This is a genomic window from Asticcacaulis sp. (genome assembly GCF_051956075.1).
Taxonomy (GTDB): Bacteria; Pseudomonadota; Alphaproteobacteria; order Caulobacterales; family Caulobacteraceae; genus Asticcacaulis.
The window spans coordinates 1-25,173 of record NZ_JBQCGA010000009.1 but is presented as its reverse complement, the minus strand read 5'-3'; the positions used below and the strand labels follow the sequence as shown (position 1 = coordinate 25,173).

Genomic DNA, 25,173 nt, shown 5'->3' with positions numbered 1-25,173 from the left:
AACCACCTTCCCCGACGGCAAACGCGCCTTGCCACAGGGGTTCAGGGGTCTATATAGGGCGCAACAAGGCAGGCGCTCGACGCCGCCTTTAAATGACGCTTTCCCTTTGATTCAGGTGAAGACCATGCCCGCCTATCGCTCCCGCACCACCACCTTCGGCCGCAATATGGCGGGCGCGCGCGCCCTGTGGCGCGCCACCGGCATGAAGGAGGGCGACTTCACCAAGCCAATCATCGCGGTCGCCAACTCTTTCACCCAGTTCGTGCCTGGCCACGTCCACCTGAAAGACCTTGGCCAGCTTGTCGCGCGCGAGATCGAACGCGCGGGCGGCGTGGCCAAGGAGTTCAACACCATCGCGGTCGATGACGGCATCGCCATGGGCCACGGCGGCATGCTCTATTCCCTGCCCTCGCGCGATCTGATCGCCGACAGCGTCGAATATATGGTCAACGCCCACTGCGCCGACGCCCTGGTCTGCATCTCCAACTGCGACAAGATCACGCCGGGCATGCTGATGGCGGCCATGCGGCTCAACATCCCGTGCATCTTCGTGTCCGGCGGGCCGATGGAGGCGGGCAAGGTTGTCTGGGACAATAAGGAGCATGCGCTCGACCTGGTGGACGCCATGATGCAGGCGGGCGACGACCGCATTTCCGACGCGCAGGTGCAGGCCGTCGAAGAAGCCGCCTGCCCGACCTGCGGCTCGTGTTCGGGCATGTTCACCGCCAATTCGATGAACTGCCTGACCGAGGCGCTCGGCCTCAGCCTGCCCGGCAACGGCACGACCCTGGCCACCCACTCCGACCGCGAGCGCCTGTTCTGCGAAGCGGGCCGCACCATTGTCGATCTGGCCGAGCGCTATTACGAGCAGGACGACGCCTCCGTCCTGCCGCGCAGCATCGCCACAAAAGAGGCCTTCGAGAACGCCATGGCGCTCGATGTCGCCATGGGCGGCTCGACCAACACCGTGCTGCACATTCTGGCGGCGGCGCAGGAGGCGGGCGTCGATTTCACCATGACCGATATCGACCGCATTTCACGCCACACCCCTTGTATCTGTAAGGTCGCGCCCGCCGTCGCCACGGTGCATATCGAAGACGTGCATCGCGCCGGCGGCATTATGGGCATATTGGGCGAGTTGCACCGCGGCGGCCTGATCCACGGCGAACAGCCGACCGTGCATTCGCCGACCCTGGCGGCGGCGCTGGCGCACTGGGACATCAAGACCTCGAACGATTCCTCGGTGGCGGAGTTCTTCAAGGCGGCGCCCGGCGGCGTGCGCACGACCCAGGCCTTTTCGCAATCCAAGCGCTGGGATTCGCTGGATACCGACCGCGAAAAGGGCGTGATCCGCTCGGTCGAGCACGCCTTCACCAGGGATGGCGGTCTGGCCGTGCTGTACGGCAATATCGCCGAAAAGGGCTGCATCGTGAAAACGGCCGGGGTCGATGAATCGATCTGGACCTTCACCGGCAAGGCGCGCGTGTTTGAATCGCAGGACGCGGCCTCAGCGGCGATCCTCAACAACCAGATTGCAGCGGGCGATGTCGTCGTCATCCGCTACGAAGGCCCGCGCGGCGGTCCCGGCATGCAGGAAATGCTCTACCCGACCACCTATCTGAAATCGAAGGGCCTGGGCAAGGCGTGCGCGCTTCTGACCGACGGGCGCTTCTCCGGCGGCACCTCGGGTCTCTCCATCGGCCACGTCTCGCCCGAAGCGGCGGCGGGCGGCCTGATCGCCCTGGTGCAGGACGGCGACCCGATCGAGATCGACATCCCCAACCGTTCGATCCGCCTCGCCATCCCCGACAGCGAGATCACGGCGCGGCGCAAGGCGGAAGACGCGCGCGGCAAGGACGCCTATACGCCCAGAGACCGCGACCGCTATGTGTCGAAAGCCCTGCAAGCCTATGCCGCCCTCGTCACCTCCGCCGACACCGGCGCGGTGCGCGATCTGGATCAGTTGCAGCGTTAAAACCGGCCGCCATTGCCTTGGCGGTCAGATGCGGTAATCTGGTCCGCTCTAAGTCAAGGGGGCGCTTATGCAACGACGCGATCTGATCATCGGCCTGGCCGTCTTTAGCCTTGCGCCTGCCGCCGCGCAGGCGCAGTCTCTCAAGGACCTGCTGAACGCCGCGCAGAAAAAGCGCTCCGGCGGCCTGAGCGAAACCAGCGCCGCCAGCGGCCTGCGCGAGGCGCTCAGCAACGGAACCGTCGCTGCGGTGACGCGCGTATCGAAGACCGACGGCTACTGGGGCGATTCCGCCATCCGCATTCCCCTGCCGAAACCGCTGGCGACCACGCAGGCCGTGCTGAAGCCGCTCGGTCAGTCGGCTCTGCTCGACGATGTTCACCTGCGCATGAACCGCGCCGCCGAAGCCGCCGCGCCGGTCGCCAAAGGCCTGTTCCTCGACGCCATCACCGCCATGACCATCAAGGACGCCATCGGCGTCGTCAGAGGCGGCGACACCGCCGGGACCGATTATCTGCGCAAAACCACGACGCCGCGCCTGACCGCCGCCTTCACGCCGCCGATGGAGAACGCGCTGCAATCGACTGGCGCCGTTGACTATCTTGACCGCGCCATCCGTCGCAACCGCTTGCAGGGCGTCGTCAGGACCGACGCCAGAACCTATCTGGGTCAATACGCCGTCGGTCTGGCCCTGAGCGGCCTGTTCCACTATGTCGGGGTCGAAGAAACCGCCATCCGCCGCGATCCGGCCAAGCGCACCAGCCAGATTCTGCGCACCGTGTTCGGCTGAGGCCGAGTCCCGGTTAAGCCTTGGCCTTGGCGATCTCGCCCAGCACCATTTCCAGCTTTTCCAGCGCCAGCGGCTTGACCAGATGGTGATGAAAGCCCGCCTCGGCGGACTGGCGGCGGTGTTCGGCCTCGCTCCAGCCGGTCTGGGCGATGAAGACCGTATCGGCCAGTTCCGGGCGCTGGCGCAGCATGCGGCACAGGTCATAGCCGCTGATGCCGGGCAGGCCCAGATCGAGCATCATGACATGGGGGTGGTAATCGCCGACCTGCTCCAACGCCGCCTTGCCGGACAGAGCCAGCCGGTAGTCGTAGCCGAGCATCTCGACCAGCCAGCCGGTCGTCTGGGCCAGAGCCTCGTTATCCTCGACGATCATGACGCGCATGGGTTCGCTCATGCCGGTCCTTCCCCTGTTACGCTGCGCCCGGTTCGCACACTGTCAGCCGCCTGATAAGGGCAAACTAGCAAGCCTGTTTCCGATTTGTAAAATCATCATAAGTCAGACCTTGACCTGAACCAGCAGGGCGTTGAGCGCGTCGAGGCTGATCGGCTTGGTGATGTGGTGGTCGAAACCCGCCTCGAACGCCTTTTGCCGGTCGCTTTCCTGTCCCCCACCGGTCTGGGCGATGATCACCGCCCCTTGCGTTTCGGGAAGGCTGCGCAGGCGGCGGCAGACTTCATAACCGTCCATGCCCGGCATGCCGATATCGAGCAGGATCACGTCCGGCTTCAGACGTTTCGCCTCCGTCAGCGCCGTCGGTCCGTCATGCGCCACCGACGGAATATGCCCGTTCAGCTCCAGCATCCAGCGCGTCGTCTGCGCCGAATCGACATTGTCATCGACGACCAGCACATGCAGCGAAGCCGCCCTGCCCTCGTCGCCGGGCGCCGCCTCCAACGCCTCGCCCTCGCCGCTGGCCAGAGGCAGGGTGACGGTGAACTGCGAACCGCGTCCGACCCCTTCCGACGCCGCCCGCGTCGAGCCGCCGTGCATCTCGACCAGTTTGGACACCAGGGCCAGACCGATGCCCAGCCCGCCCTGCGCGCGTTCCAGATGTTCATCGGACTGGGCGAACAGTTCGAAGACGCGCGGCAGCATGGCCGCGTCAATGCCAAGCCCGTTGTCGCTGACCGTAATGTCGGCGACATGGCCGCGCCGCGCGACGCTCAGCGCGATCTGTCCGCCCTCCGCCGTATATTTGGCGGCGTTGTTGAGCAGGTTCGACACCACCTGCGCCAGCCGCGTCAGGTCGCCGTCCAGCCACAAGGGCTCTTCGGGGACGTCCAGCGTCAGTTCGTGACCGCTGGCTTCGATCAGTGGTTTCGACGCCTCGATGGCGGCGGCGATCGCGTCCTGCAACTTCATGCGCACGCGGCGCAGGTCGATCTTGCCCCGGCTGACGCGCGACACGTCGAGCAGGTCGTCGATCAGCCGCACCAGATGGGTGAGCTGGCGATCCATCATGCCGCGCACCTCCTCGGCGCGCGGCCCTTCCGGCGCCATGCGCAGGATTTGCAGACCGTTGCGGATCGGCGCCAAAGGATTGCGCAATTCATGCGCCAGGGTGGCCAGAAACTCATCCTTGCGCTGATCGGCCTGTTTCAGCGCCTCGGCATAGGCGCGCGATTCTTTGAGCAGACGCATATTCTGCTCGGAAAAGGCGCGCAGATTATCGCGCTGCACGGCGATCTGGCGGCGCTGGCCGTACAGTTCGCAGAAGACGGCGACCTTGGAGCGCAAAATGTCCGGCTCCAGCGGCTTTTCGAGAAAATCGACCGCGCCCGATTCATAACCGCGAAAGCGCCGCTGGCGGTCGGTCGATCCGGCGGTCAGGAAGATGATCGGAATCTGTCGCGTGCGCGAATTGCCGCGCAGCGTCTCGGCCAGCTCAAAACCATCCATATCCGGCATCTGCACGTCGAGCAGGGCCAGGGCGACATCGCGCTTGAGCAGGATCTCCAGCGCGTCGGCGCCGGAGCGCGCCTTGATGATCTCCAACCCGTCCTGACGCAGCACCGCCTCCAGCGACAGAAGATTTTCCTCCAGATCGTCAACGATCAGGATGGGCGCGGGCGTGTCGAAATGGGGCATTGTCATCTGGGTCATGCGGCGACCTCGCGCAACAGCTCGGCGGCGATGGCGTTTAGCGGCAGCACCGCTGCGGCGGGCACCGCGGCGGCGGCGGCCAGCGGCATGGCCGTGGCGTAGGCGCTTTGCGGCTCCTGCACGATCACCCGCCCGCCCGCGCTGGCCACGGCGCGCGCGCCGGCGGCGCCGTCCTCATTGGCGCCGGTCAGCACCACCGCCGTCAGACCGGCCCCGTAAGCGTCCGCCGCGCTCTCGAACAGAACGTCGATCGAGGGCCGGGAAAACAGCACCGGATCGTCGCTCGACAGCGATAACCGCCCGTCCAGCTCGACCAGCAGATGATAGTCGGGCGGGGCGAAATAGACGCAGCCCGCCTCGGCGGCGATCTTGTCCTCGGCCTCGACGACCCTGAGCGCGCACCCCTCGGCCAGCAGGGCCGGAACCATGCTGTCGCGGTCGGGCGGCAGGTGAATCACGGCCATGACCGGCGCAGGAAAATCATGCGGCAGCGGCGTCAGCACCGCTGACAACGCGCCCAGACCGCCCGCCGAAGCCCCGATCACCACCGCTTTTCTGATCCGTCCCATCAGTCGCGCTCCCGCTTCTGATAGATGCGCTCCTCGCGCGCGAAATCGACAAAGGCGTCGGCCTCGGACGAAAAGCGCAAGGTCTCCTTTGAGCCGAGGCCCAAAAACCCCTTGTGCGTCAGCGACTCCTTGAACAGGCCGATGGCGCGGTCCTGCAAGGCGCGGTCGAAATAGATCAGCACAGTGCGGCACGACGCCATATGCGTCTCGGCGAAGACCGCGTCGGTCGCCAGACTGTGATCGGAAAACACCACGTTCTTGCGTAAGGACTTGTCGAACGAGGCGGCGCCATAGGCGGCGGTGTAATAGTCGGACAGGGACGATTTGCCGCCGGACAAACGGTGATTTTCGGTGAACTGGCGAATGCGGTCGAGGCTGTACACTCCCGCCTCCGCCCGCGCCAGCGCCTCGGCGTTGATATCGGTGGCGTAGAACAGGGTGCGGCTTTCCAGCCCCTCCTCGCGAAACAGGATGGCGAAAGAATACAGCTCCTCGCCGGTCGAACAGCCCGCAATCCACACCTTCAGCGATGGCCAGGTCTTCAGGTGCGGCACCACCTTTTCGCGAATGGCGCGGAAATAGGCCGGGTCGCGGAACATTTCCGACACCTGCACGGTCAGAAACGGCAGCAACTGCCCCATCATGGCGTCGTCGTGCAGGACCAGATCCTGCAATTGCGTAAAGGTCTGGACACGAAAATGCTGGCGCGCCTGCGCCATGCGGCGTTTGATCGAAGCCATCGCATAACCGCGAAAGTCGTAATGATACTTCTGGAACACCGCCTCCAGCAACAGGCGCAGCTCTATATCCTCGGTGCGCGGCGCGCCCGGTTCGTTGAAAGGGGGGGCGCTCAGCGGGGCATCCATACGCGCACCAGCGAAATCAGCTTCTCGACATCGAGCGGCTTGGCCATATAGTCATTGGCGCCCGCCTCCAGGCAGCGCTCCTGATCGTCCTTCATCGCCTTGGCGGTCAGCATGATGACCGGCAGCTTGGCCCATGCCTTGCGCTTGCGGATTTCGCGCGTCGCGGTCAGCCCGTCCATTTCCGGCATCATCACATCCATCAGCACCAGATCGACGCTGTCCGGCCCGCGCTCGCCCTTTTTCAGCCCGCCATTGCTGCGGTCCAGCACGTCGAGCGCCTCCTTGCCGTTGCGCGCGATCTCGATCACCGCGCCCAGCGGCTCGAAGATGTTGGTGACGGCATAGACATTGCGCACATCGTCCTCGACGATCAGGATGCGGCGACCCTCCAGCATCGAGTCGCGATTGCGCGCCTTTTTCAGCAGGCTCTGCTGCTCGCTCGACAGCTCCGACACCACCTGATGCAGGAACAGGGTCACCTCATCGAGCAGGCGCTCCGGCGATTTGGCGCCCTTGATGATGATCGAATTGGAATAGCGGCGCAGGCGCTGCTCGTCGTCCGCGCTCAGATCTCGGCCGGTATAGACGATGACCGGCGGGAAGGAATAGGCGTCCTCCTGGCTTAAGGTTTCCAGCAACGAATAGCCGGTGGCGTCGGGCAGGTTCAGGTCCAGCACCATGCAGTCGAAGGTCTGGGTCTTGAGCAGCTCCAGACAGTCCGCCGCCGTGCCGACCGCCACGGTTTCAACATCGCCGGTCTTGAGCAGGCGCGCCACGCTCTCGCGCTGCACGTCGTCGTCCTCGACGATCAGGATGCGCCCGACCGAGCGCGACAGCCGCGTCTCAAGCTGACGGAAGGCGCCGACCAGCTCCTCGCGCTTGACGGGCTTGAGCATATAGCCCGCCGCGCCCAGCGACAGGGCGGTATGCTGATAATCATTGCCGGACACGACATGCACAGGGATGTGGCGCGTTTTGACGTCGCGCTTCAGGCGGTCCAGCACCGACAGGCCGGAATGGTCGGGCAGGCCGATATCGAGCAGCACGGCGGACGGCTGATAGGGTTCCATCGCATCGAGCGCCGCCTCGGCGGTGGCGGCGACCACGCACTGAAAGCCCTGCTCATGCGACAGATCGTACAGGATGCGCGCAAAGGTCTCATCGTCCTCGACGATCAGCAGCGTGCGCCGATCGGGCGACAGCGCGTCGCGGTCGTCATGAAAACGCGGCCCCGGCAGGCTGCGGGCCGCCTTGGTCTTCTTTGTTTTGGGCGCCGCAGTCTCGGCCAGGGTCTCCGGCTCCGGCGAAGCGACCGGCAGGACTTCCGGCGCCGCCACCGCGCCCGCATCGTAGGTCAGCGGGATTTCGATGGCGAAGGTCGAACCCTGGCCCGGCGTGGACTCCAGCGTGATGCGCCCGCCCAGCAACCGCGCCAGTTCGCGCGAGATCGACAGGCCAAGACCCGTGCCGCCATAGCGGCGGTTGATCGTGCCGTCCGCCTGCCGGAAAGCCTCGAAAATCGTCTGTTGATGCTCTTTGGAAATGCCGATGCCGGTGTCGCGCACCGCCAGCCGCAACCGGTCCTCGCCCAGCGGCGACAGGGTCAGGCGCACCTCGCCCTTGCCGGTGAACTTGATCGCGTTGGACAGCAGATTCTTCAGCACCTGCTCCAGCCGCAGCCGGTCGGTGTCGATCTGGCCGGGCGGCTCGCCCTCGATCTCGGCCCGGAAGGTGAGCCCCTTCTGTTTGGCCACCGGCTCGAAGGTGCGCTCCATATCGCGCAGCAGCCGTTGCAAAGACACCGCTTCGGGGCGGATGTCCATCTGGCCCGCCTCGATCTTGGACAGGTCGAGAATATCGTTGATCAGAACCAGCAGATCATTGCCCGACGACTGGATGGTGCGGGCGAACTTGACCTGCTCCTCGGTCAGATTACCGTCCGGGTTGTCGCTGAGCAGCTTGGCCAGGATCAGCGACGAATTGAGCGGGGTGCGCAATTCGTGGCTCATATTGGCCAGGAAGTCGGACTTGTAGCGGCTGGCCTGCTCCAGTTCACGCGCCTTGGCCTCAAGATCCGACTTGGCGCGGTTCAGGTCATCCTTCTGATTTTCCAGAATCGCCGCCTGCTCCTCAAGCTGGGCGTTGGTCTGCTCCAGCTCGGCCTGCTGCTGCTCCAGCCGCGCATGCGATTCCTTCAGCGCCCGGCTCTGCTCCTCCAGCTCCTCATTATTGACGCGCAGCTCCTCGGACTGGCTTTGCAACTCCTCGGACTGACGCTGCGTCTCCTCCAGAAGCTGTTGCAGATGCGCGCGGTACTTGGCCGACTGCACCGCCACGCCAATCAGGTCGGACAACCGCGCCATCAGCTCCAGACTCTGCGGCGGGATCGGCTTTAAGAAACCGAGTTCGATCACCGCCTCGACGCGGCCCTCATGCGCGGCGGGGGCGATCACCACATGACGCGGCCGCCATTGCCCCAGCGCCGCCCCGACCGCCAGATGGCTTTCCGGCAGGTCGGCGAGCGCCATGGCGCGCCCCGACTGCGCCGCCTCGCCCAGCAGGCCGTCGCCGTTGCGGAACTGCATCGGCGCATCGCTCTTTTCCGGCAGGCCAAAGGTGGCGACGCGGCGGTAAAGACCTTCGCTCAGGACATAGAAGACGCCCGCCTCGGCGCCGAGATAGCCGCTGAGAAAATCGAGCAGGCTGTCGCCAAGCTGGTTCAGCCTCTGCTCGCCGACGCCCGCCGCCGACAGACCAACCTGACCGGCCTGCAGCCATGCCTCGCGCCGCCGCGAAGCCGAAGCGCGCGAGATGATCAGGGTGATCAGTCCGGCCAGCAAAACGCCGATAATCGCGGTGACCGTCACGCTGATCACCGCCGTCGTGAAGGCGTGGTCCATCTCGGTCACGCGCCGTTCGCGCTCCTGCTCCGCATCGCCCTGCATCTGGGCGATCTGCGCGCGGATGGCGTCCATATCGGTCTTGCCGCTGTCGCTTTGCACCATATCGAGCGCCGCTTCATAGCCGCGCTCGCGCCGCAGGCTTATGGTCTGAGCCAGCTCGTTCAGCTTGGCGGCGATATGCGACTTCAGCGGCGCCATGCGGCGCTGAAACTCCGGCTGGCCTTGCGTTTCCTGCTCGACCTTGAGCACCTGCTCCTCGATCGAGTTCAAGGCGTTGTCATAGGGCTGCAGATAGGACTCCTGCCCGGTCAGCACATAGCCGCGCTGGCCGGTTTCGGCGTCCTTCATGGTCGAGAGAATCTGGTTGAGGCCCAAAATGACCTCATGCGTCTGGGCGATGCGGTCGGCGTCGTCGTTCAGGGTGCGGATATTGAGCCAGGAGACGACGCCGCTCAGGACGAAAAACACCGCCACCAGCGACAGGCCCAGCGATACGCCGATATCCATGCGCATCTGCCGTCGAACCTGCGGCGCGCTCGTCGTCATGCTCATTCTCAGCCATTCCCCTGCGCCGCCCGTCCCGTAAAGACCAGCGTGAAAACCCGGACCCTAGGTCGGCGGCGGCAAGCATCCAATAAGAAGGCGGGAATTGGAAATAAAAATTCCATAAAGACGGACAGTTAGTCCTGATCAGCCACCCGTCGCCGACATGGTGCGCGCGGGCCTATAGCGCCGCTCCGGCGCCGTCAGTCCCGGCGCGTCGATGAAAAAATCGTGCCGTTGCGGCTTTTTCGCCAGCGCCGTCTGCAAGGCCGCCGCCAGACCCGCCTCGCCGCCGCCATCCCGTAAAGCGGCGCGCAGATCGACATGATCGTCCTGCCCCAGGCACATATAGAGCCTGCCCGTGCAGGTGATGCGCACACGATTGCAGGTATCGCAGAAATTATGGCTGAGCGGCGTGATCAGGCCCAGCTTGCCGCCCGTCTCCGCCACGCGGTAATAGCGCGCGGGACCGCCGGTCGTTTCGCTGACCGGTTCGACGGTCCAGAAGCTTTGCAGTTCGGCCAGCACGTCGCGCAACGAGACGAACTGCGCCTCGCGGCCCTCGACCTCGTCGCCCAGCGGCATGGTCTCGATCAGCGAAATATCCATGCCGCGCTGATGCGCAAAAGCGATCAGATCGGGAATTTCCTCCCGATTGTCCTGCGCCAGCGCCACGACATTGAGCTTGACCTTCAACCCCGCACCCTGCGCCGCCTCAATTCCGGCCAGCACGCGCGCCAGATCGCCGCCGCGCGTCAGGCTGCGGAACACATCCGGCTTCAGCGTGTCGCACGAAACATTGATCCGCCGCACCCCCGCCGCCGCCAGCCCCGGCGCGAACCGTTCAAGCTGGGTGCCGTTGGTGGTCAGGGTCAGTTCCTTGAGCCGTCCGGCATGGACGTGTTCGCCGACCCGGCTCAGAAAGTCGAGCACGCCCTTGCGCACCAGCGGCTCGCCGCCGGTGACGCGCAACCGCTCGACCCCGCGCGCGATCAGAAAGCCGCACAGGGTCTCCAGCTCATCGAAACTCAAAAGATCGCGGCGCGGCAGAAAGGCCGGATGCTCGCTCATGCAATAGGCGCAGCGCAGGTCGCAGCGGTCCGTCACCGATAACCGCACATAGGATATGCGGCGGCCAAAACCGTCGATAAGGGGGGCGGGCGCGGTCATGGCTCCATACTTAGGCGCGCAAAAACAAGCGCACAAGCCTCGGCTAACGGCTTTCCGTAAGAATGGCGTCAAGCGTGCTGATCAGGCGTTCGCGGCCCGCCTCAAGGCTGAAATGGCCGAGCGCATAATCCTGCGCCGCCTCAGCCCGCCGCGAGGTCGCGGGCCAGTCGGACAGCGCCGCCGCTATGGCGTCCGCCAGAGCCTGCGGATTGTCCGGCGCGCATAGGCCGCCCAATTGGCCGCCCAATAAGATTTCCTCTGGCCCGTCAATGCCGGTGGCGATGATCGGAGCGCCTGCCGCCATGCTCTCGGCCACGACCAGCCCGAACGGCTCGACGCGCGACGGCAGCACGAACAGGTCAAGCCCGTGCATAAAGTCGGCGGGCGCATCGACCCAGCCGACAAACTCCACCCGGTCGGTCACGCCCAGCTCGCGCGCCAGCCGCTCCAGCGCGCCGCGCTCCGGCCCGTCGCCGCCGATGCGCAAGCTCAGATCAAGCCCGCGCTGGCGCAACAGGGCGAAGGCGCGCAGCATCACGTCGAATCCCTTATTGACATGGTGCCGCCCCAGTACGCCCAACGTCACCACGCCTTGCGGCGCCGGTTTGACGGGCCGCACGCCCAAGGGGCCGAAATTGGCCAGCTCATAGACCGGCAGGCCGGGATGTCTGTCGCGCACGCTCTGCGTCACCGAGGCCGAGACGCAGATGGCGGCGCGCACCCGTTCGATCTGACCCTTGAGGCGGAAATTATGGATCACCTGCACGGTGCGCGCCGCCGTGCCGAGAAACGGCAACAGACAGATGCCGGTGGCGCGATTGCCATGGGTCAGCACCAGATCGGGCTGAAACTCGCGCGCAGCGGCCCGGATGCGCGCGGCGGCGAACGGGTCGTGATTGAACAGGGCGTGGACCGGGCGAAACTCGTCCCCCGGCAATTCCCCACGCATCAGGGCCTCGCCCAGCACGCCGTGCGGATGGCCCATGCTCAGCACGCTGACCCCGGACGCCTTCAGCGCCGCATGATAGCGCAGGGACATGGTTTCGACCCCGCCGCGCCTCTCGGCCAGCATGATGTTGAGAATCCGCATCCCTCATCCCGTAACGTGCAAAAGTGCCCGGAACCTAGGCGAGTTTTGACATATTTAAAACACCTGTTCGGGAAAATCGCCTGCGACCTTTCGCGGCGGTGGAAAATTTCCGAAAACGAGCGGATAGTGACGTTGAGTTGTGCCGCATACTGACGCCGGGGAAATATTTTGTCCGATCTGATCGATGAGCTTGACGCGAAAATCCTGACCCTGATTCAGGAAGACTCCTCCGTATCCGTCGCCGACCTGGCCGATAAGGTCGGGCTTTCCCCTTCTCCCTGCTGGCGTCGCATCAAGCGGCTGGAGGATATCGGCGTCATCCGCAAACGCGTCACCCTGCTCGACCCGGAGAAGCTCGGCCTTGGCTTCGAGGTTTATGTATCGGTGAAACTATCCCTGCCGTCGCGCGCCAATCTCGAAGCCTTCGAGGCGCGTCTGGCCGACTGGCCCGAAGTCGTCAGTTGCGACACGGTCACCGGCCATGAGGACTATATTTTGCGCGTCCTTACAAAAGACATGCATACTTATGATGACTTTTTGCGCGACAAGCTGCTGGCCTCAGACCTCGTCTCCGGGGTAGAAAGTCGCATCATCATGCGTTCGGTGCGCGCCACCACGGCGGTGCCGATCCTGCTCGCCGACAACCGCGCTTCGGTCGCCGACAAGAAGGCGGCGGGCGCGTAAACCTTAAAAGGAGCGCCTCATGCCGATCCGCTACATCGCGCCGTTTCTGGCCCTGCTGGCGGCTGCGCCCGTCATGGCCCAGACCGTCGATCCGGCTTCTGATCTCGGCAAGTTCCGTCAGTATCGCGACTCCGGCATGCAGGCGCTCGACTGGAAAGACCCCAATGCCGCCTTCGCCAACTTTCGGCGCGCCCAGGCCCTGATCCCCGATTCGCCGTCGATCCTGCTGCTGGAGGCGCAGACCGCGCTGAAAGCCAACAAACGCGACCTCGCCACCGCGGCCCTCACCGATTATCTTGACCGCGGCTATCTGGTCGATCTGAAGCAGAACACCGAATTCCGCACCCTGTGGAACGACGATCTGGCCAAACAGCAGGCCGCGAACACGGCGGTCGTCGGCGACCTGCACGTCGCGGCCAGCCTGCCCGGCTTCACCATCCCCAACGCCCTGGCCTATGATCCGCAGACGCAGAGCCTGTACGTCGCCACAGTGCGCAACGGCAAGATCATCGCGCTCGACCCCAAGGGCGGCCATGACGTGCTGACCTTCCGTCCCGGCGTCGCCGCCTACGGTCTGGCCCTGCGCGACGGCCTGTTGTGGGCCGCCACCGCCGCGACGCGCCAGACCGAGGGCTACGATCCGAAAAAACCGGCGGCCTCCAAGATCGTCACCATCGACCCGAAGGACGGCGCGGTGAAGACGATCGCCACTGGCGCAGACGATGCGCAGTTCGGGCATTTTCTGGCCGGACGCGACGACCTTTATGTCATCGACAGCAATCACGGCGCGGTGCTGCGGCTCAATGGCTATGCGGGCGATCTGCAGACCCTGATCCCCGAAGGCTATATGGACAGCCCGCAGGGTCTGGCCGAAAACGCCGAGGCCAGCGTGCTGATCGTCGCCGACTTCATCTCCGGCCTCTACCGCATCGACCTGAACTCCGGCGAGATGACGCATCTGAAAGCGCCGGACGGCGTCTCGCTGCTGGGCCTGACCTCCCTGTCGGTTCACGGCGGCGATCTGGTCGCCGTGCAAAACGGCTTCAAGCCGAACAAGGTGCTGCAACTGCATCTGAGTCCCGACTGGAGCGCGGTCACCGGCGCGGACGTGGTCGCGCGCGACGACAGCCAGCTTTCGCAACCGGCGCAAGGCGTGGTCGATGGCGATCACTTCATCTTCGTGTCGCGCAGTCAGTGGGACAATCTCGATCCGGGCGGCGCTGCGCTCAACCCCAAGCCGGAACCCGCCGCCATCGCCGCAGTCAGCCTGCCAGCATCTGAGAAACCCGAAGAAAAACAGCCATCTGAATAGTTAATAAATTCTTGTTGTCGCCCAATAAGCTTTGTGGCAAAGCTGGTATTCGCCTTGCAGGAGACACATGCGAGGCGGAGGCGACTGACCGGAAACGGCACAGCCGCCCCATAAAACAAAAGGGTGGTTACGGTGGTTTCAGCTTTACGCGGTTGTGTTCTGGCGGCGGTTTTACCTCTGGCGATGGCCGGTCTGGCGATTGAGGGCGCGGCCCATGCGTCCAGCCTGACGCCTGATTTCAGCGCCCTGACCCCAAGCGCCGCCGACCTGCCGCGCAGCGGAGATTTCGACGGCGACGGTCGCATGGACCGCGTGGTTCTGGTCGCCGAGCCCGGCTCCAGCCGTATCGCCGTCCATGTCGAGCTGAATACGGTCAACGGCGTCAAGGACGTCCGCGTCACCAGCTTCGACGCCGAAGCGGGCGCGCAACCGGATCTGCGCGTCGTCGCGGCGGGTTCCTATGCGGGCGATTGCGGCAGCTTCTCCACCGATTGCGCGGGCAGCGTCACCGCCGCCCATGACAGCCTGATGCTGGGCATGGCGGGCGGCGCCAGCCTGCTGATCCACTGGCAGGCCTCGGATGATCAGTTCGCGCAGGACTTCGTGCGCAGCGACGAAGATATGATGGCGCATGCCCTCGCGGCGTTATACGCCGCGAATCCTTAGAAAATCCGGGCGTTATACGCCGCGAATCCCTAAAAAAAACTTGGGCGTTATACGCCGCGAATCCCTAAAAAAAAACTTGGGCGTTATACGCCGCCAATCCTTAGAAAACCTGGGCGTTATACGCCGCCAATCCTTAAAAATCCGGGCGTTATACGCCGCGAATCCTTAGAAAACTTGGGCGTTATACGCCGCGAATGCATGAAAATCAGGCGCTTCAGTCCGTGGGCTTCCCATACCCGCCTGAGGCGGCGCCCATGTTTTCAACCTACCGAAGTTTTACGACTTTCGTGTGCAAAAAAATCCCACTCGCGTCTTTTTTGGCGACGGAACACACCCTATCTTGCGTATCAGTCGCATCGGCATCAGAGCCGGTGACCGTTTGCCAGGATACATGCTCATGGGTCGTTCCGCCGATTATTCCCGCCAACGCGACGCCTCCGCCGCCTGCCTCGACATTATCGGCGAGCCGTGGACCCTGCTGATCATCCGCGACGCCTTCCGCGGCCTGACGCGGTTCGAGCAATGGCAGGATTCGCTCGGTCTGGCGCGCAATGTGCTCGCCGCCCGGCTCAAACATCTGGTCGCCAACGGCATTTTCGAGACCCGCCTCTATTGCGAGCGCCCACAGCGCCACGAATATCTGCTGACCGAAAAGGGGCGCGCCCTGCGCGGCATCCTTTTGCACATGGTCGATTGGGGCCAAACCTATGTCTATCAGGACGAAAAGCCGCTGATCGAGGGTTTCCATAGCTGCGGCAACCGCATCAAGCCGGTGATCTACTGCGCGCACTGCGAACAGCAGATGCTGCCGGGCGACATTGAACGCCACCGCAATCCCGAAGCCAAATCCATCGCCGAACTGGCCAAACAGGCGATGGCGGCCGAATAAAAAGGGAGCCTTCAAGGCTCCCTTTTTCGTTACAGCAACCGGATCATGTGCAGGGCCTGATGTTCGCCCTCGCGCGCCAGCGAAGTCTCCAGCGTGCGCCGTCCGGTGTACAGAAAATCGGCGTGGACCAGCAACCGCGCCGAGGCCAGATTATCGGCGAAGTGCGCGGCGTGGATCACCTTGTGGGTCTTGCGCTTCTTGATCCGGCGCAAAAGCCCGTCAATGGCCTCGGTGGCATACCCCTGACGCTGATGATCGGGCGCGATGAAGACGCTCAGGTTCGGCCCGAAGGTGTGCAGGTCCGCCGCCTGTCCACACGCGCCGCGCGTCAGGCTGATCGTTCCGATCAGCGTCTCGTCGCCGGTGCGGATCGCCCAGTGCGCGTCCGGCGCCTGCATCATGCGCGCCAGCCGCGACACAGCGTCGCCCTCGCTGAACGGATGCGGGACGGCATGCGTCATGCGGGCCGTATCGCGGTCAGCGAAAATGGCGACCAGGGCGTCCAGGTCGGAGGGCTTAAAGCCGGTCAGACTCAGCCGTAAGGTTTCGATGGCGGTTGGCGTGTCCGTCCCGCTTCTGGTTGCGGGGATCGGTTCCTGAATGCGCGCGATCATGGCTCGTCTCCTCTCACCCGTGACGAAGCGACCTTTTTATCGCGCCCGTCTTAGGCCTATTTAGGGTCGAACTGTGTCAGTTCCACCCCATATGGATTTTGAGCGGGATCACATTTTCAGGCCGGGATGACATTCGCGCCAGCGCAGACCTGAATATGCAAAACGGGAGCCCGGTGAAATCCGGACTCCCGCTCAAATCTCAGGTCCGGATCGGCTTAAATCTCAAGCACGATCCGAAATGTGAGGATCATGCCTATTCGGCGGCCTGCGCCACCGGCTCGATCGAAACGTAACAACGGTTGTCGCGCTTCGTCGTGAACTTCACCTGGCCGTGGGCCGTGGCGAAAAGGGTGTGGTCGCGGCCAAGGCCGACATTGGCGCCCGGCCAGAACTTGGTGCCGCGCTGACGCACGATGATATTGCCCGCGAGGACATTTTCACCGCCGAAACGCTTTACGCCGAGGCGCTTGGCTTCTGAGTCGCGACCGTTGCGGGACGAACCGCCGGATTTTTTGTGAGCCATGGGAGGATCTCCTTAAATCTTGCGCTTACGCTTCGCCGGCTTCGGATTCAGCAGCGGCCTTCTTCTTCGGCGCGGCCTTCTTCTTGGCGGGAGCGGGGGCTTCTTCAGCCACGGGAGCGGCTTCGACAGCCGGGGTTTCGATGGCGGCGGCCAGACCACGCGGCGCGAGGTTGCGCGCGCGGGCGTTCAGCTCGGCCAGCGGGGTCAGCGAGACGACGCCGTCCCACTTGGCCGACTTGCCGGCGCCGGAAATGGCGGTGACGCGCAAAACCGATTCGATCTGACGATGGCCGTTGGTGCGGCGATAGCCCTGACGGCGGGTCTTCTTGAAGATGCGGACCTTCTCGCCCTTGCGGGTTTCGATCAGGGTCGCCTCGACCGCCGCGCCGTCAACCAGCGGAGCGCCGACCACGGCGCCGGCTTCGTCGCCCAGCATCAGCACTTCGTTGAAGGTCACGGCGGCGCCGGCTTCACCTTCCAGCTTTTCGACCTTGATCAGATCGCCAGCCGCAACACGGTATTGCTTACCGCCCGTTTTGATGACCGCGTACATGGTCAGAACCTTATGCAAGTGGCGCAAAACAAATGCAGGAGCTGCAAAGGCTTGCGCGAGAAAGAAAATGGAAAACGCCCCAGAAGGCGCAAGGCCTTCGGGCGAGAGGCGGCGACTTATACAGAGGAATGCGGGTGAGTCAACCGGCGCGGCGTTTTATTTGCCGTTTTTGGCGCGTCGCTTCAAGCTTCTAAGCTGCTTTGCGCGATTTGCGCAAGCGCGCGCGTCACGGACTTGATTTCACGCCGCAATGGCATACTTAAAAGCCGATTATAAAGTAACACCCAAAAGGCCCCGCCATGCCCGATTCCGCTCCCGTTTCGCAAAAGACTCCCGTCACCGTGCTGACCGGCTATCTGGGCGCGGGCAAGACGACGCTTTTGAACCGCATCCTGTCGGAAAACCACGGCAAGAAATACGCGGTTATCGTCAACGAGTTCGGCGAGATCGGCATCGACAACGACCTGATCGTGGGCGCCGACGAAGAAGTGTTCGAGATGAACAATGGCTGCGTGTGCTGCACGGTGCGCGGCGACCTGATCCGCATCCTCTCTGGCCTGATGAAGCGGAAAGGCAAGTTCGACGCCATTATCGTTGAAACCACCGGCCTGGCCGATCCCGGCCCGGTGGCGCAGACCTTCTTCGTCGATGAGGACGTCAAGGCGAAAACCTATCTCGATTCCGTCACCGCCCTGGTCGATGCGCGCCATTTCGAGGCGGCGCTGGACACCGACAAGGTGGTCAAGGAACAGGTCGCCTTCGCCGACAACATCATCCTCAACAAAACCGATCTGGTCAGCCCTGAAAAGCTTGATGAGGTTGAGGCCCGCCTCAAGGGCCTGAACCCGCTGGCGCGCATCACCCGCGCCGAGCGTTCCGGCGTCGCCATCGACAGCCTGCTGAACCAGCACCGCTTCGACCTGAGCAAGATCGACGCCATCGGCGAGGACGATCACCACGATCATCATCACCATGATCATGACCATCATCATCATGACCACGACCACGATCATCACCAGCACCACAATCCGGCGCATGGCGAGGCCGGTCATGTGCATGACGAGCATTGTTCGCACCACATCAACCCGATCCACGACGAAGAGATCCGCTCAGTGTCGCTCAGCACGGACAAGCCGATCGACGGGCGCCGCTTTACGATGTGGCTGGATAAGCTGCTGGCGGAAAAGGGCGTCGATATCCTGCGCGCCAAGGGCATCCTCAACGTACAGGGCGAAGACAAGCGCCTGGTCTTCCAAGCCGTCCACATGATCCTGGAAGGCGACCTGCAAGGCCAATGGAAGGCGGACGAACCGCGCATCTCCCGCGCCGTCTTCATCGGCCGCCACCTCAATGAGCAGGAACTCCGCGAAGGCTTCAACGCCACCATCGCCGCGTAATCACTCTTATACCTCCCTGAACGCGCAGCGTTTGGGGAGGGGGACCGCGCCCAAAGGGCGTGGTGGTGGGGTTTCTGACTTAGCCCCCCTACCTCACCTTCAACCCCAGCTCCGACAGCAATTCCGCCGCCTGCGACCGCGATATGGTCGCGCCCTTGAAGCGTTTGGCGTCCTCCAACCGGACCCCGCCAATATCCGTACCGCGCAGGTCCGCGCCTTCAAAGCGCGCATGGCCCAGATCGGCGTCGCGAAGCGAGCAATCCTCGAACACCACATCGCGGAAATCGCAATTGCGCAGGTCGGCATTGCTCAGGTCGAGCGATTTCAGCGTCACCCCCTTGAACGCAAACCCGCGCAACCGCGCATCGTTCAACCGGCAACCCTCAAACGTCGCATCCAGCGACTTGGCGTCGTTGAAATCCGCCCCGGTCAGCTTGCAGGCGTTAAACCGCGCCTGCGCGACATGCGCGCCGCGAAAGCGGACATTGTTGAGGTCGCAGCCCTCGAACACCGCCTCGACCAGCGCCGCGCTGGTGAAATCGGCCTGCGCCGCCTTGCACTTGCTAAACCGCGCCCCCTCCAGCTTGGCCGAAGCGAATTTCGACTTCTTCAGGATACAGTCCTCGAACACCCAGCCGTTCAGGATCATATCCGACAGGTCCAGCTCCTCCAGCTCGCAGCCGACAAGCTGAACCGGCTCGCCTGCATTAGCCAGCAGCAGCACCGCGCCGCGGTCGAGAATTTTGTCGGTTAGGATGGTTGGGGCCATGTCTGTCATGTTCATCGCGTCAATACCTCGTCACGATCAGGCCGCCTGACGAGCCAAAAAATCAATGCGATTCCAACCGCGCATAGCACTAAAATCAAGAAGCCTATATTCTTCAAGCCGAATAGAAGCGATATGGCGCAACCGCCTAGGCACCCGGCTAAGAGATAGTAAGGACAGGATCTGAGTTTTGCTGCCCAAAGAAGGGCATGGCTTATCAGGCCAAGGAAAAGACTCAAGGCTAAGGCCAAAAGCCAGATACCCAACATGAATCTCATATTCATTGGTGACAGTAGCGATGACCAGGTTTCGTTGTCATGGAAATGATCCCAGAGGTTTAGGCTGAGGAAAAATGACGCCGTGACGACTGTCGTACTCAAACCAAGCGTCAAAATCGTTTTTAAGATTTTCAATAACCACATGGCCACCTCCGCCCTACGAGACAAACTAACCCTGTCTCGCTAAGGGGTGAAGGGGCCAACTGGCCCTTCGTTCTCCAAGACAAAAAAGGGCGTCCCCTAAGGGATCGCCCTTTCAAGGAGCGACAAACGCGACCCTTGACTACTGCGTCGGAAAGTTCTTGCGCTTGATCGTCCAGGCCTTGTCCGTACACAGGCCGCAATCCTCGCCGACAAAATAGGCTTCGGCGGTCTTGTCGCCGCGCAACTGCCATTGCAGCCATTCCACCGCCACATGGGCGGACGGACCGCCATTGGGGCGTAGGAAGTCGCCGCCATGACCGGCGTTGTTGGCGGCCACCATGACCGGCACATGGTTGATCTGCTCGAAATCGTCCATGCCGTTATTATAGGCAATGTCCTTCGGGCCGCCGAGGATATAGAGGACCGGCGTATGCAGGGTCTTCAGCGTCGCCTTGGTGACGCCCAGCGCCGACAGGAAGTTATTGCCATCGGGGAAGGTTCCGCTGTTGTCGATGATCACCGCCTTGACGCGCGGATCGCCCGCCAGCCCGATGGCCTGAATGCCGCCGCAGCTAAAGCCGGACACGGCGATCTTGTTCGGGTCGATCTTGCCGTAATAGGGGCTGCCCGGACGCGCGTTTTCAGCCAGCGCCCACTCAAGCCCCGCCTTGACGTCGTCGCCGGTGGTGGCCAGCGTAAAACCGCCCGCGCCCGCCGGACGCTGCGGCTCCGGGGTCGAACCGGGACCGGAATAGACGCCGCCCGGCGCGACGACGACATAGCCGTAGGAGGCCAGCTCGGCCAGATGCAGGCGCGAGGAGGCGCCATCGGCGGAACAGGCGCCATTGCCCCAGGCGACAATGCCCAGAGCGCCCGGCGCGACCTTGGACAGATCTTTCGGACGATAGACGACATGGTTGGGCAGGCTTGGGTCCTGTTCCTTCATCGCCGCGTAAGGCCCCTTGCCTTCGGTGTCCGGTGCCTTGGCGTAGGCGGCCTGATCGGCGTCGGATTTCGCCTTTTCCTCCGGCGTCTGCTTCGGAAACTGCGGCATGTTCGGCGGTGGGCCGTTCTGCGCGACGGCGGCGCTGACAAGAGTCAGCGACATCAGGGCGGCAAGGCCCATAACAAGTTTCATAATTGTCCTCCCAGGTGCGCCATTTTCGGCGATTATGTCTGACAAGACATAGCCATATCGCGGCGGTTTGTCACCTGAAAGAAGGTTTTGGATGGGATATGTGATGGAACCTGTCCGGGTAATGGGGCTAACCGCGTCCCATTACGGGGTCGAGGGGTTGATGACCCCTCGTCTTGAAAACAAACAATAAGGGCGGCCCCTTGCGGGACCGCCCTGATTGTTTGTCTTGAAGAAGACGAAGGGGCCATTGGCCCCTTCACCCCGTTACTAGTCGCGACGCGGACGACGCGGGCGGCGCGGGCGCTCGGAGCGCTCCTCACCACCGTCAGCCGTTTCCAGCTCCGGTTCCTCGCCAGCGGCGGCGCGGGCCGCCGCACGCTCGGCGCGTTCAGCTTCCAGCTTTTCCGTCAGATCTTCGCCGGTTTCCTGATCGACCACCTTCATCGACAGCTTGGTCTTGCCGCGATCGTCGAAGCCGAGGAACTTCACCTTGACCTCATCGCCTTCGTTCAGGAAGTCCGACACCTTGGCGATCTTTTCCGGCTTGATCTGGCTGATGTGCACCAGACCGTCCTTGGCGCCAAAGAAGTTCACGAAGGCGCCGAAATCGACGATCTTCACGACCTTGCCCTTATAGATGGCGCCAACTTCCGGCTCCGAAGCGATCGACTTGATCCAGTCGCGCGCCGCGTCGATCTTTTCCTGATCATTGGCCGCGATCTTGATCGTGCCGTCGTCGGAAATGTCGATCTTGGCGCCGGTCTTTTCCACGATTTCGCGGATGACCTTGCCGCCCGAACCGATGACTTCGCGGATCTTGTCGGTCGCGATCTTGATCGTTTCGATCTTTGGCGCGAACTCGCCCAGCTCCTCACGAGCGCCCGAAATCGCCTTGTTCATCTCGCCCAGGATGTGCATGCGCCCGGCATTCGCCTGACGCAGCGCCTTGGTCATGATCTCCTCGGTGATGCCGGCCACCTTGATGTCCATTTGCAGCGAGGTGATGCCGTTGGCGGAACCCGCCACCTTGAAGTCCATATCGCCCAGGTGATCTTCATCGCCCAGAATGTCCGACAGGATGGCGTATTCGCCTGACGGCTCAAGGATCAGGCCCATGGCGATGCCCGACACCGGGCTTTTCAGCGGCACGCCCGCATCCATCAGCGCCAGCGACGAACCGCACACGGTCGCCATCGAGGACGAACCGTTCGACTCGGTGATTTCCGAGACCAGACGGATCGTATAGGGGAAGTCTTCCGTCGCCGGCAGCATCGGACGCACCGCGCGCCAGGCCAGCTTGCCGTGGCCGATTTCGCGGCGGCCCGGCGAGCCCATGCGGCCCGTTTCGCCAACCGAATACGGCGGGAAGTTATAGTGCAGCAGGAACTTTTCCTTGTACGTGCCTTCCAGCGCGTCAATGAACTGCTCGTCCTCGCCGGTGCCGAGCGTCGCGACCACAAGGGCCTGCGTCTCGCCGCGGGTGAACAGGGCCGAACCGTGGGTGCGCGGCAGGATGCCGACTTCCGACACGATGGCGCGGACCTTATCGACGGCGCGGCCATCGACACGCTTGCCGTGCTCGATAATGTCGCGACGCAGAACCTCGGCTTCACATTCCTTGAAGGCGGCGGCGAACTTGGTCGCCTCGACGCCGTCCGGGTTGGCTTCGGAAACGACCAAAGCTTCAGCGGCCTTGGCCTTGGCCGCGCCGACCGCTTCGTGGCGCGGGTGCTTTTCCTGAATCGTGTAGGCGTCGCGGATGTCCTGACCGACCAGCTTCTTGATGTCGGCCACGATGCCGGAGAAGTCTTCCGGTTCGAACTCGAACGGCTCCTTGGCGACGTGCTCGGCCATTTCGATAATGGCGTCGATCATCGGCTGCATGCCGCGATGCGCGAACATCAGGGCGCCGAGCATCTTGTCTTCCGACAGTTCCTGCGCTTCGGACTCGACCATCATCAGGGCGTCCTGCGTCCCGGCGACCACCAGGTCGAGGTCGGACTCCTTCATCTGGTCCAGGGTCGGGTTCAGCACGTACTCGCCATCGATCACGCCGACGCGCGCGCCGCCGATCGGGCCCATGAAGGGCACGCCGGAGAAGGTCAGCGCCGCCGAGGCCGCGACCATGGCCACGATATCCGGGTCATTTTCCATGTCGTGCGACAGGACCGTGCAGACGACCTGCACTTCGTTCTTGAAACCCTTGACGAACAGCGGGCGGATCGGACGGTCGATCAGGCGCGAGACAAGCGTTTCCTTTTCCGAAGGACGGCCTTCGCGCTTGAAATAACCACCGGGAATCTTGCCGGCGGCAAAGGTCTTTTCCTGATAGTTGACGGTCAGCGGAAAGAAGTCCTGACCCGGCTTGGGCTTGCGGGCATAGACGACCGTGGCCAGCACGGTGGTCTCGCCATAGGTGGCCAGCACGGCGGAATCGGCCTGACGGGCGACGCGGCCGGTTTCCAGCGTGAACTTGCGTCCCGCCCACTCGATCGTTTTTCTTTTGATATCGAACATATTTCGTCTTTCGTTCTGGCCTTTGAGCGGCCCCATGCCGCCAAGACCCGCCGCTATCGGAGCGGCGTCATGAGAGGGTTCTTCTTAAGTTTCCTTGAACCCTGTGAATTTCCGTCGGCATGCGGATCACGCCGCCGGATAGAAGGTCAGCCACCTTGACAGCAGGTGGCCCTCATATCGGGTTCGCCGGATAAGCGAACCTTCAGATTAAGCAAGAGGGCCTGAAGTCGCCTTCAGGCCCTCCTGATGGTGCAAAACCTAGCGGCGCAGGCCGAGGGTTTCGATAATCGCCTGATAGCGCTCAACATGGCGGTTCTTCAGGTAGTCAAGAAGGCGGCGACGCTGCGACACCATTTTCAGGAGGCCGCGGCGGCTGTGGTTGTCCTTCTTGTGTTCCTTGAAGTGCTCGGTCAGGTTGGCGATGCGTTCCGACAGGATCGCGATCTGCACTTCGGCGCTGCCGGTATCGTTGGCGGCGCGGGCGTGAGACTTGATGACGTCCGACTTGCGTTCGGCTGTAATCGACATCGGGTGTTTCCTTTTCTAAAACAAGGATCAAAGGTTCAGGATACGCACGGGATGCAGATGCCGCCCGCGCGCTTCGCAAAGCGCGATCACCTGGCCGCCGCACACCGCCTGAACCGTATCGGGAAACTCGGCAAAACCAGCCTCGCGGCGGGCTTTGAGAGCCTCGAAGATAAGGTCTATCTGACGGGGCAGGAGGACAAGGTCACGGCCTTGCTTCAATCTCGCGGCCTCGTCAGGCGTCACGGGCAGGGCCGGGATGTCGTCCAGCGCTGTCCCGACGGCGAGCAAAGCCTCAAGATGGGCGCCTCTATGCACCAATTCTTCGAGTTTTTCCAGCGTTATTGAGTCTTTTGTTTCAAACGCGCCGACGCTCTCGCGCCGAAGTCTCGACACATGGCCGCAAACCCCCAGCTCGGCGCACAGGTCGCGCGCCACCGAGCGCACATAGGTGCCCTTGCCGCAATGCAGGGTAAAGTCGGCGCTGTCGCCATGAAAAGCGTCGAGCGCCAGATCGAAAATCTCGACCTCGCGCGCCTTCAGCTCAACCTCGACGCCCTCGCGCGCCAGATCATAGGCGCGCTTGCCATCGACCTTGATGGCCGAAAAGGCGGGCGGAACCTGCTCGACCACGCCGATAAAGGCGGGCAGGGATTTTTGAATCGCGTCTTGCGTCGGGCGCGCCTCGGACTGCGCCGTCACCCGGCCCTCAGCGTCGAACGAGTCGGTCGTGGTCCCGAAGGCTATGGTGAAACTATAGACCTTATCCGCCTCCATCAGGTACGGCACGGTCTTGGTCGCCTCGCCCAGCGCAATCGGAAGAACGCCCGTCGCCAGCGGATCGAGCGTCCCGGCATGTCCGGCCTTCTGCGCCTGAAACAGCCAGCGTATCTTACCGACCGCCGAGGTCGAGGTCATCTCCAGCGGCTTGTCAAAACATATCCAGCCGTGGATCGGATTGCCTTTTTTCTTACGAGCCATGTCTTATTCCTCCTCCCCTGCTTGCGGGGGAGGTGGCGAGCTTGTCTCGCCGGAGGGGGCCTCCGGACGGTTGGGTGTGGGGCCGCCCCCACACCAAAAACAGCACAAAACCAAACACAACCAAAGGTCTCTGGTGTTTTGTGTTGGAAGACATGGCACCCAAAAAAAAATACTGAATT

22 protein-coding genes are annotated in these 25,173 nt (G+C 63.1%); 7 read left to right on the top strand and 15 right to left on the bottom strand.

Going from position 1 to position 25,173, the window contains the following annotated elements:
• The first annotated feature begins 124 nt into the window (after positions 1-124).
• Both ilvD and ACTHLA_RS02435 read left to right on the top strand, forming a co-directional pair.
• Positions 125-1,975 (top strand): dihydroxy-acid dehydratase, encoded by a 1,851-nt coding sequence (gene ilvD, locus ACTHLA_RS02440; RefSeq protein WP_440185014.1) that lies wholly within the window; start codon positions 125-127, stop codon positions 1,973-1,975.
• Positions 1,976-2,042: 67 nt separating this feature from the next.
• Complete coding sequence (locus ACTHLA_RS02435; RefSeq protein ID WP_440185011.1) at positions 2,043-2,762, top strand: DUF4197 domain-containing protein; 720 nt, start codon at positions 2,043-2,045, stop codon at positions 2,760-2,762.
• Positions 2,763-2,775: 13 nt separating this feature from the next.
• Here the strand turns inward: ACTHLA_RS02435 and ACTHLA_RS02430 are convergent, their stop codons facing one another.
• From ACTHLA_RS02430 to ACTHLA_RS02400, 7 genes are all read right to left on the bottom strand, one after another.
• On the bottom strand, positions 2,776-3,156 hold the full coding sequence (locus ACTHLA_RS02430; protein ID WP_440185009.1) for a response regulator: 381 nt from the start codon (positions 3,154-3,156) through the stop codon (positions 2,776-2,778).
• 102 nt (positions 3,157-3,258) lie between these two features.
• A complete protein-coding gene (locus tag ACTHLA_RS02425; RefSeq protein WP_440185006.1) occupies positions 3,259-4,866 on the bottom strand; it encodes a response regulator in 1,608 nt (535 codons plus the stop codon).
• Entirely contained in the window at positions 4,863-5,435 is a 573-nt protein-coding gene (locus ACTHLA_RS02420; RefSeq protein ID WP_440185003.1) for a chemotaxis protein CheB, read from the bottom strand. The genes ACTHLA_RS02425 and ACTHLA_RS02420 overlap by 4 nt, the downstream gene beginning before the upstream one ends.
• Positions 5,435-6,301 carry a CheR family methyltransferase gene (locus tag ACTHLA_RS02415; protein WP_440185001.1) on the bottom strand — a complete coding sequence of 289 codons (867 nt, stop codon included), beginning with the start codon at positions 6,299-6,301 and terminating at the stop codon, positions 5,435-5,437. The genes ACTHLA_RS02420 and ACTHLA_RS02415 overlap by 1 nt, the downstream gene beginning before the upstream one ends.
• Positions 6,286-9,756, bottom strand: a complete 3,471-nt coding sequence (locus tag ACTHLA_RS02410; protein ID WP_440184999.1) for a response regulator — start codon at positions 9,754-9,756, stop codon at positions 6,286-6,288. The genes ACTHLA_RS02415 and ACTHLA_RS02410 overlap by 16 nt, the downstream gene beginning before the upstream one ends.
• A 138-nt stretch (positions 9,757-9,894) precedes the next feature.
• Positions 9,895-10,917, bottom strand: a complete 1,023-nt coding sequence (gene moaA, locus ACTHLA_RS02405; protein WP_440184997.1) for a GTP 3',8-cyclase MoaA — start codon at positions 10,915-10,917, stop codon at positions 9,895-9,897.
• Positions 10,918-10,960: 43 nt separating this feature from the next.
• Positions 10,961-12,007 carry a glycosyltransferase gene (locus tag ACTHLA_RS02400; protein ID WP_440184994.1) on the bottom strand — a complete coding sequence of 349 codons (1,047 nt, stop codon included), beginning with the start codon at positions 12,005-12,007 and terminating at the stop codon, positions 10,961-10,963.
• A 168-nt stretch (positions 12,008-12,175) separates the two neighbouring features.
• Here ACTHLA_RS02400 and ACTHLA_RS02395 point away from each other — a divergent pair, with 168 nt between their 5' ends.
• The 4 genes from ACTHLA_RS02395 (at position 12,176) to ACTHLA_RS02380 (ending at position 15,558) form a co-directional block, all read left to right on the top strand.
• Entirely contained in the window at positions 12,176-12,691 is a 516-nt protein-coding gene (locus ACTHLA_RS02395; protein ID WP_440184992.1) for an Lrp/AsnC family transcriptional regulator, read from the top strand.
• A 19-nt stretch (positions 12,692-12,710) separates the two neighbouring features.
• Complete coding sequence (locus ACTHLA_RS02390) at positions 12,711-14,003, top strand: tetratricopeptide repeat protein (protein WP_440184989.1); 1,293 nt, start codon at positions 12,711-12,713, stop codon at positions 14,001-14,003.
• A gap of 132 nt (positions 14,004-14,135) precedes the next feature.
• On the top strand, positions 14,136-14,669 hold the full coding sequence (locus tag ACTHLA_RS02385; protein ID WP_440184987.1) for a hypothetical protein: 534 nt from the start codon (positions 14,136-14,138) through the stop codon (positions 14,667-14,669).
• Between the two features lie 397 nt (positions 14,670-15,066).
• A complete protein-coding gene (locus ACTHLA_RS02380; protein ID WP_440184986.1) occupies positions 15,067-15,558 on the top strand; it encodes a winged helix-turn-helix transcriptional regulator in 492 nt (163 codons plus the stop codon).
• A 29-nt stretch (positions 15,559-15,587) separates the two neighbouring features.
• Here the strand turns inward: ACTHLA_RS02380 and ACTHLA_RS02375 are convergent, their stop codons facing one another.
• The 3 genes from ACTHLA_RS02375 to rplU all read right to left on the bottom strand — a co-directional run bounded on the left by ACTHLA_RS02375 (position 15,588) and on the right by rplU (position 17,248).
• On the bottom strand, positions 15,588-16,172 hold the full coding sequence (locus tag ACTHLA_RS02375; protein ID WP_440184983.1) for a GNAT family N-acetyltransferase: 585 nt from the start codon (positions 16,170-16,172) through the stop codon (positions 15,588-15,590).
• 253 nt (positions 16,173-16,425) lie between these two features.
• Positions 16,426-16,695, bottom strand: coding sequence for a 50S ribosomal protein L27 (gene rpmA / locus ACTHLA_RS02370; RefSeq protein WP_440184981.1), 270 nt, complete (start codon positions 16,693-16,695; stop codon positions 16,426-16,428).
• 25 nt (positions 16,696-16,720) lie between these two features.
• Complete coding sequence (gene rplU / locus ACTHLA_RS02365; RefSeq protein ID WP_440184979.1) at positions 16,721-17,248, bottom strand: 50S ribosomal protein L21; 528 nt, start codon at positions 17,246-17,248, stop codon at positions 16,721-16,723.
• A 299-nt stretch (positions 17,249-17,547) separates the two neighbouring features.
• Here rplU and ACTHLA_RS02360 point away from each other — a divergent pair, with 299 nt between their 5' ends.
• Positions 17,548-18,645, top strand: coding sequence for a CobW family GTP-binding protein (locus ACTHLA_RS02360; RefSeq protein WP_440184977.1), 1,098 nt, complete (start codon positions 17,548-17,550; stop codon positions 18,643-18,645).
• An 88-nt stretch (positions 18,646-18,733) separates the two neighbouring features.
• Here ACTHLA_RS02360 and ACTHLA_RS02355 read toward each other — a convergent pair whose 3' ends face one another.
• From ACTHLA_RS02355 to truB, 5 genes are all read right to left on the bottom strand, one after another.
• On the bottom strand, positions 18,734-19,414 hold the full coding sequence (locus tag ACTHLA_RS02355) for a pentapeptide repeat-containing protein (protein WP_440184975.1): 681 nt from the start codon (positions 19,412-19,414) through the stop codon (positions 18,734-18,736).
• Positions 19,415-19,972: 558 nt separating this feature from the next.
• Complete coding sequence (locus ACTHLA_RS02350; protein WP_440184972.1) at positions 19,973-20,971, bottom strand: hypothetical protein; 999 nt, start codon at positions 20,969-20,971, stop codon at positions 19,973-19,975.
• A 267-nt stretch (positions 20,972-21,238) separates the two neighbouring features.
• The gene (pnp, locus tag ACTHLA_RS02345) at positions 21,239-23,488 is read right to left on the bottom strand and encodes a polyribonucleotide nucleotidyltransferase (protein ID WP_440184970.1); all 2,250 of its coding nucleotides are present in this window, start codon (positions 23,486-23,488) and stop codon (positions 21,239-21,241) included.
• Positions 23,489-23,746: 258 nt separating this feature from the next.
• A complete protein-coding gene (gene rpsO, locus ACTHLA_RS02340; RefSeq protein ID WP_440184967.1) occupies positions 23,747-24,016 on the bottom strand; it encodes a 30S ribosomal protein S15 in 270 nt (89 codons plus the stop codon).
• Positions 24,017-24,043: 27 nt separating this feature from the next.
• On the bottom strand, positions 24,044-24,994 hold the full coding sequence (truB, locus tag ACTHLA_RS02335) for a tRNA pseudouridine(55) synthase TruB (protein ID WP_440184965.1): 951 nt from the start codon (positions 24,992-24,994) through the stop codon (positions 24,044-24,046).
• Between the last annotated feature and the right edge of the window lie 179 nt (positions 24,995-25,173).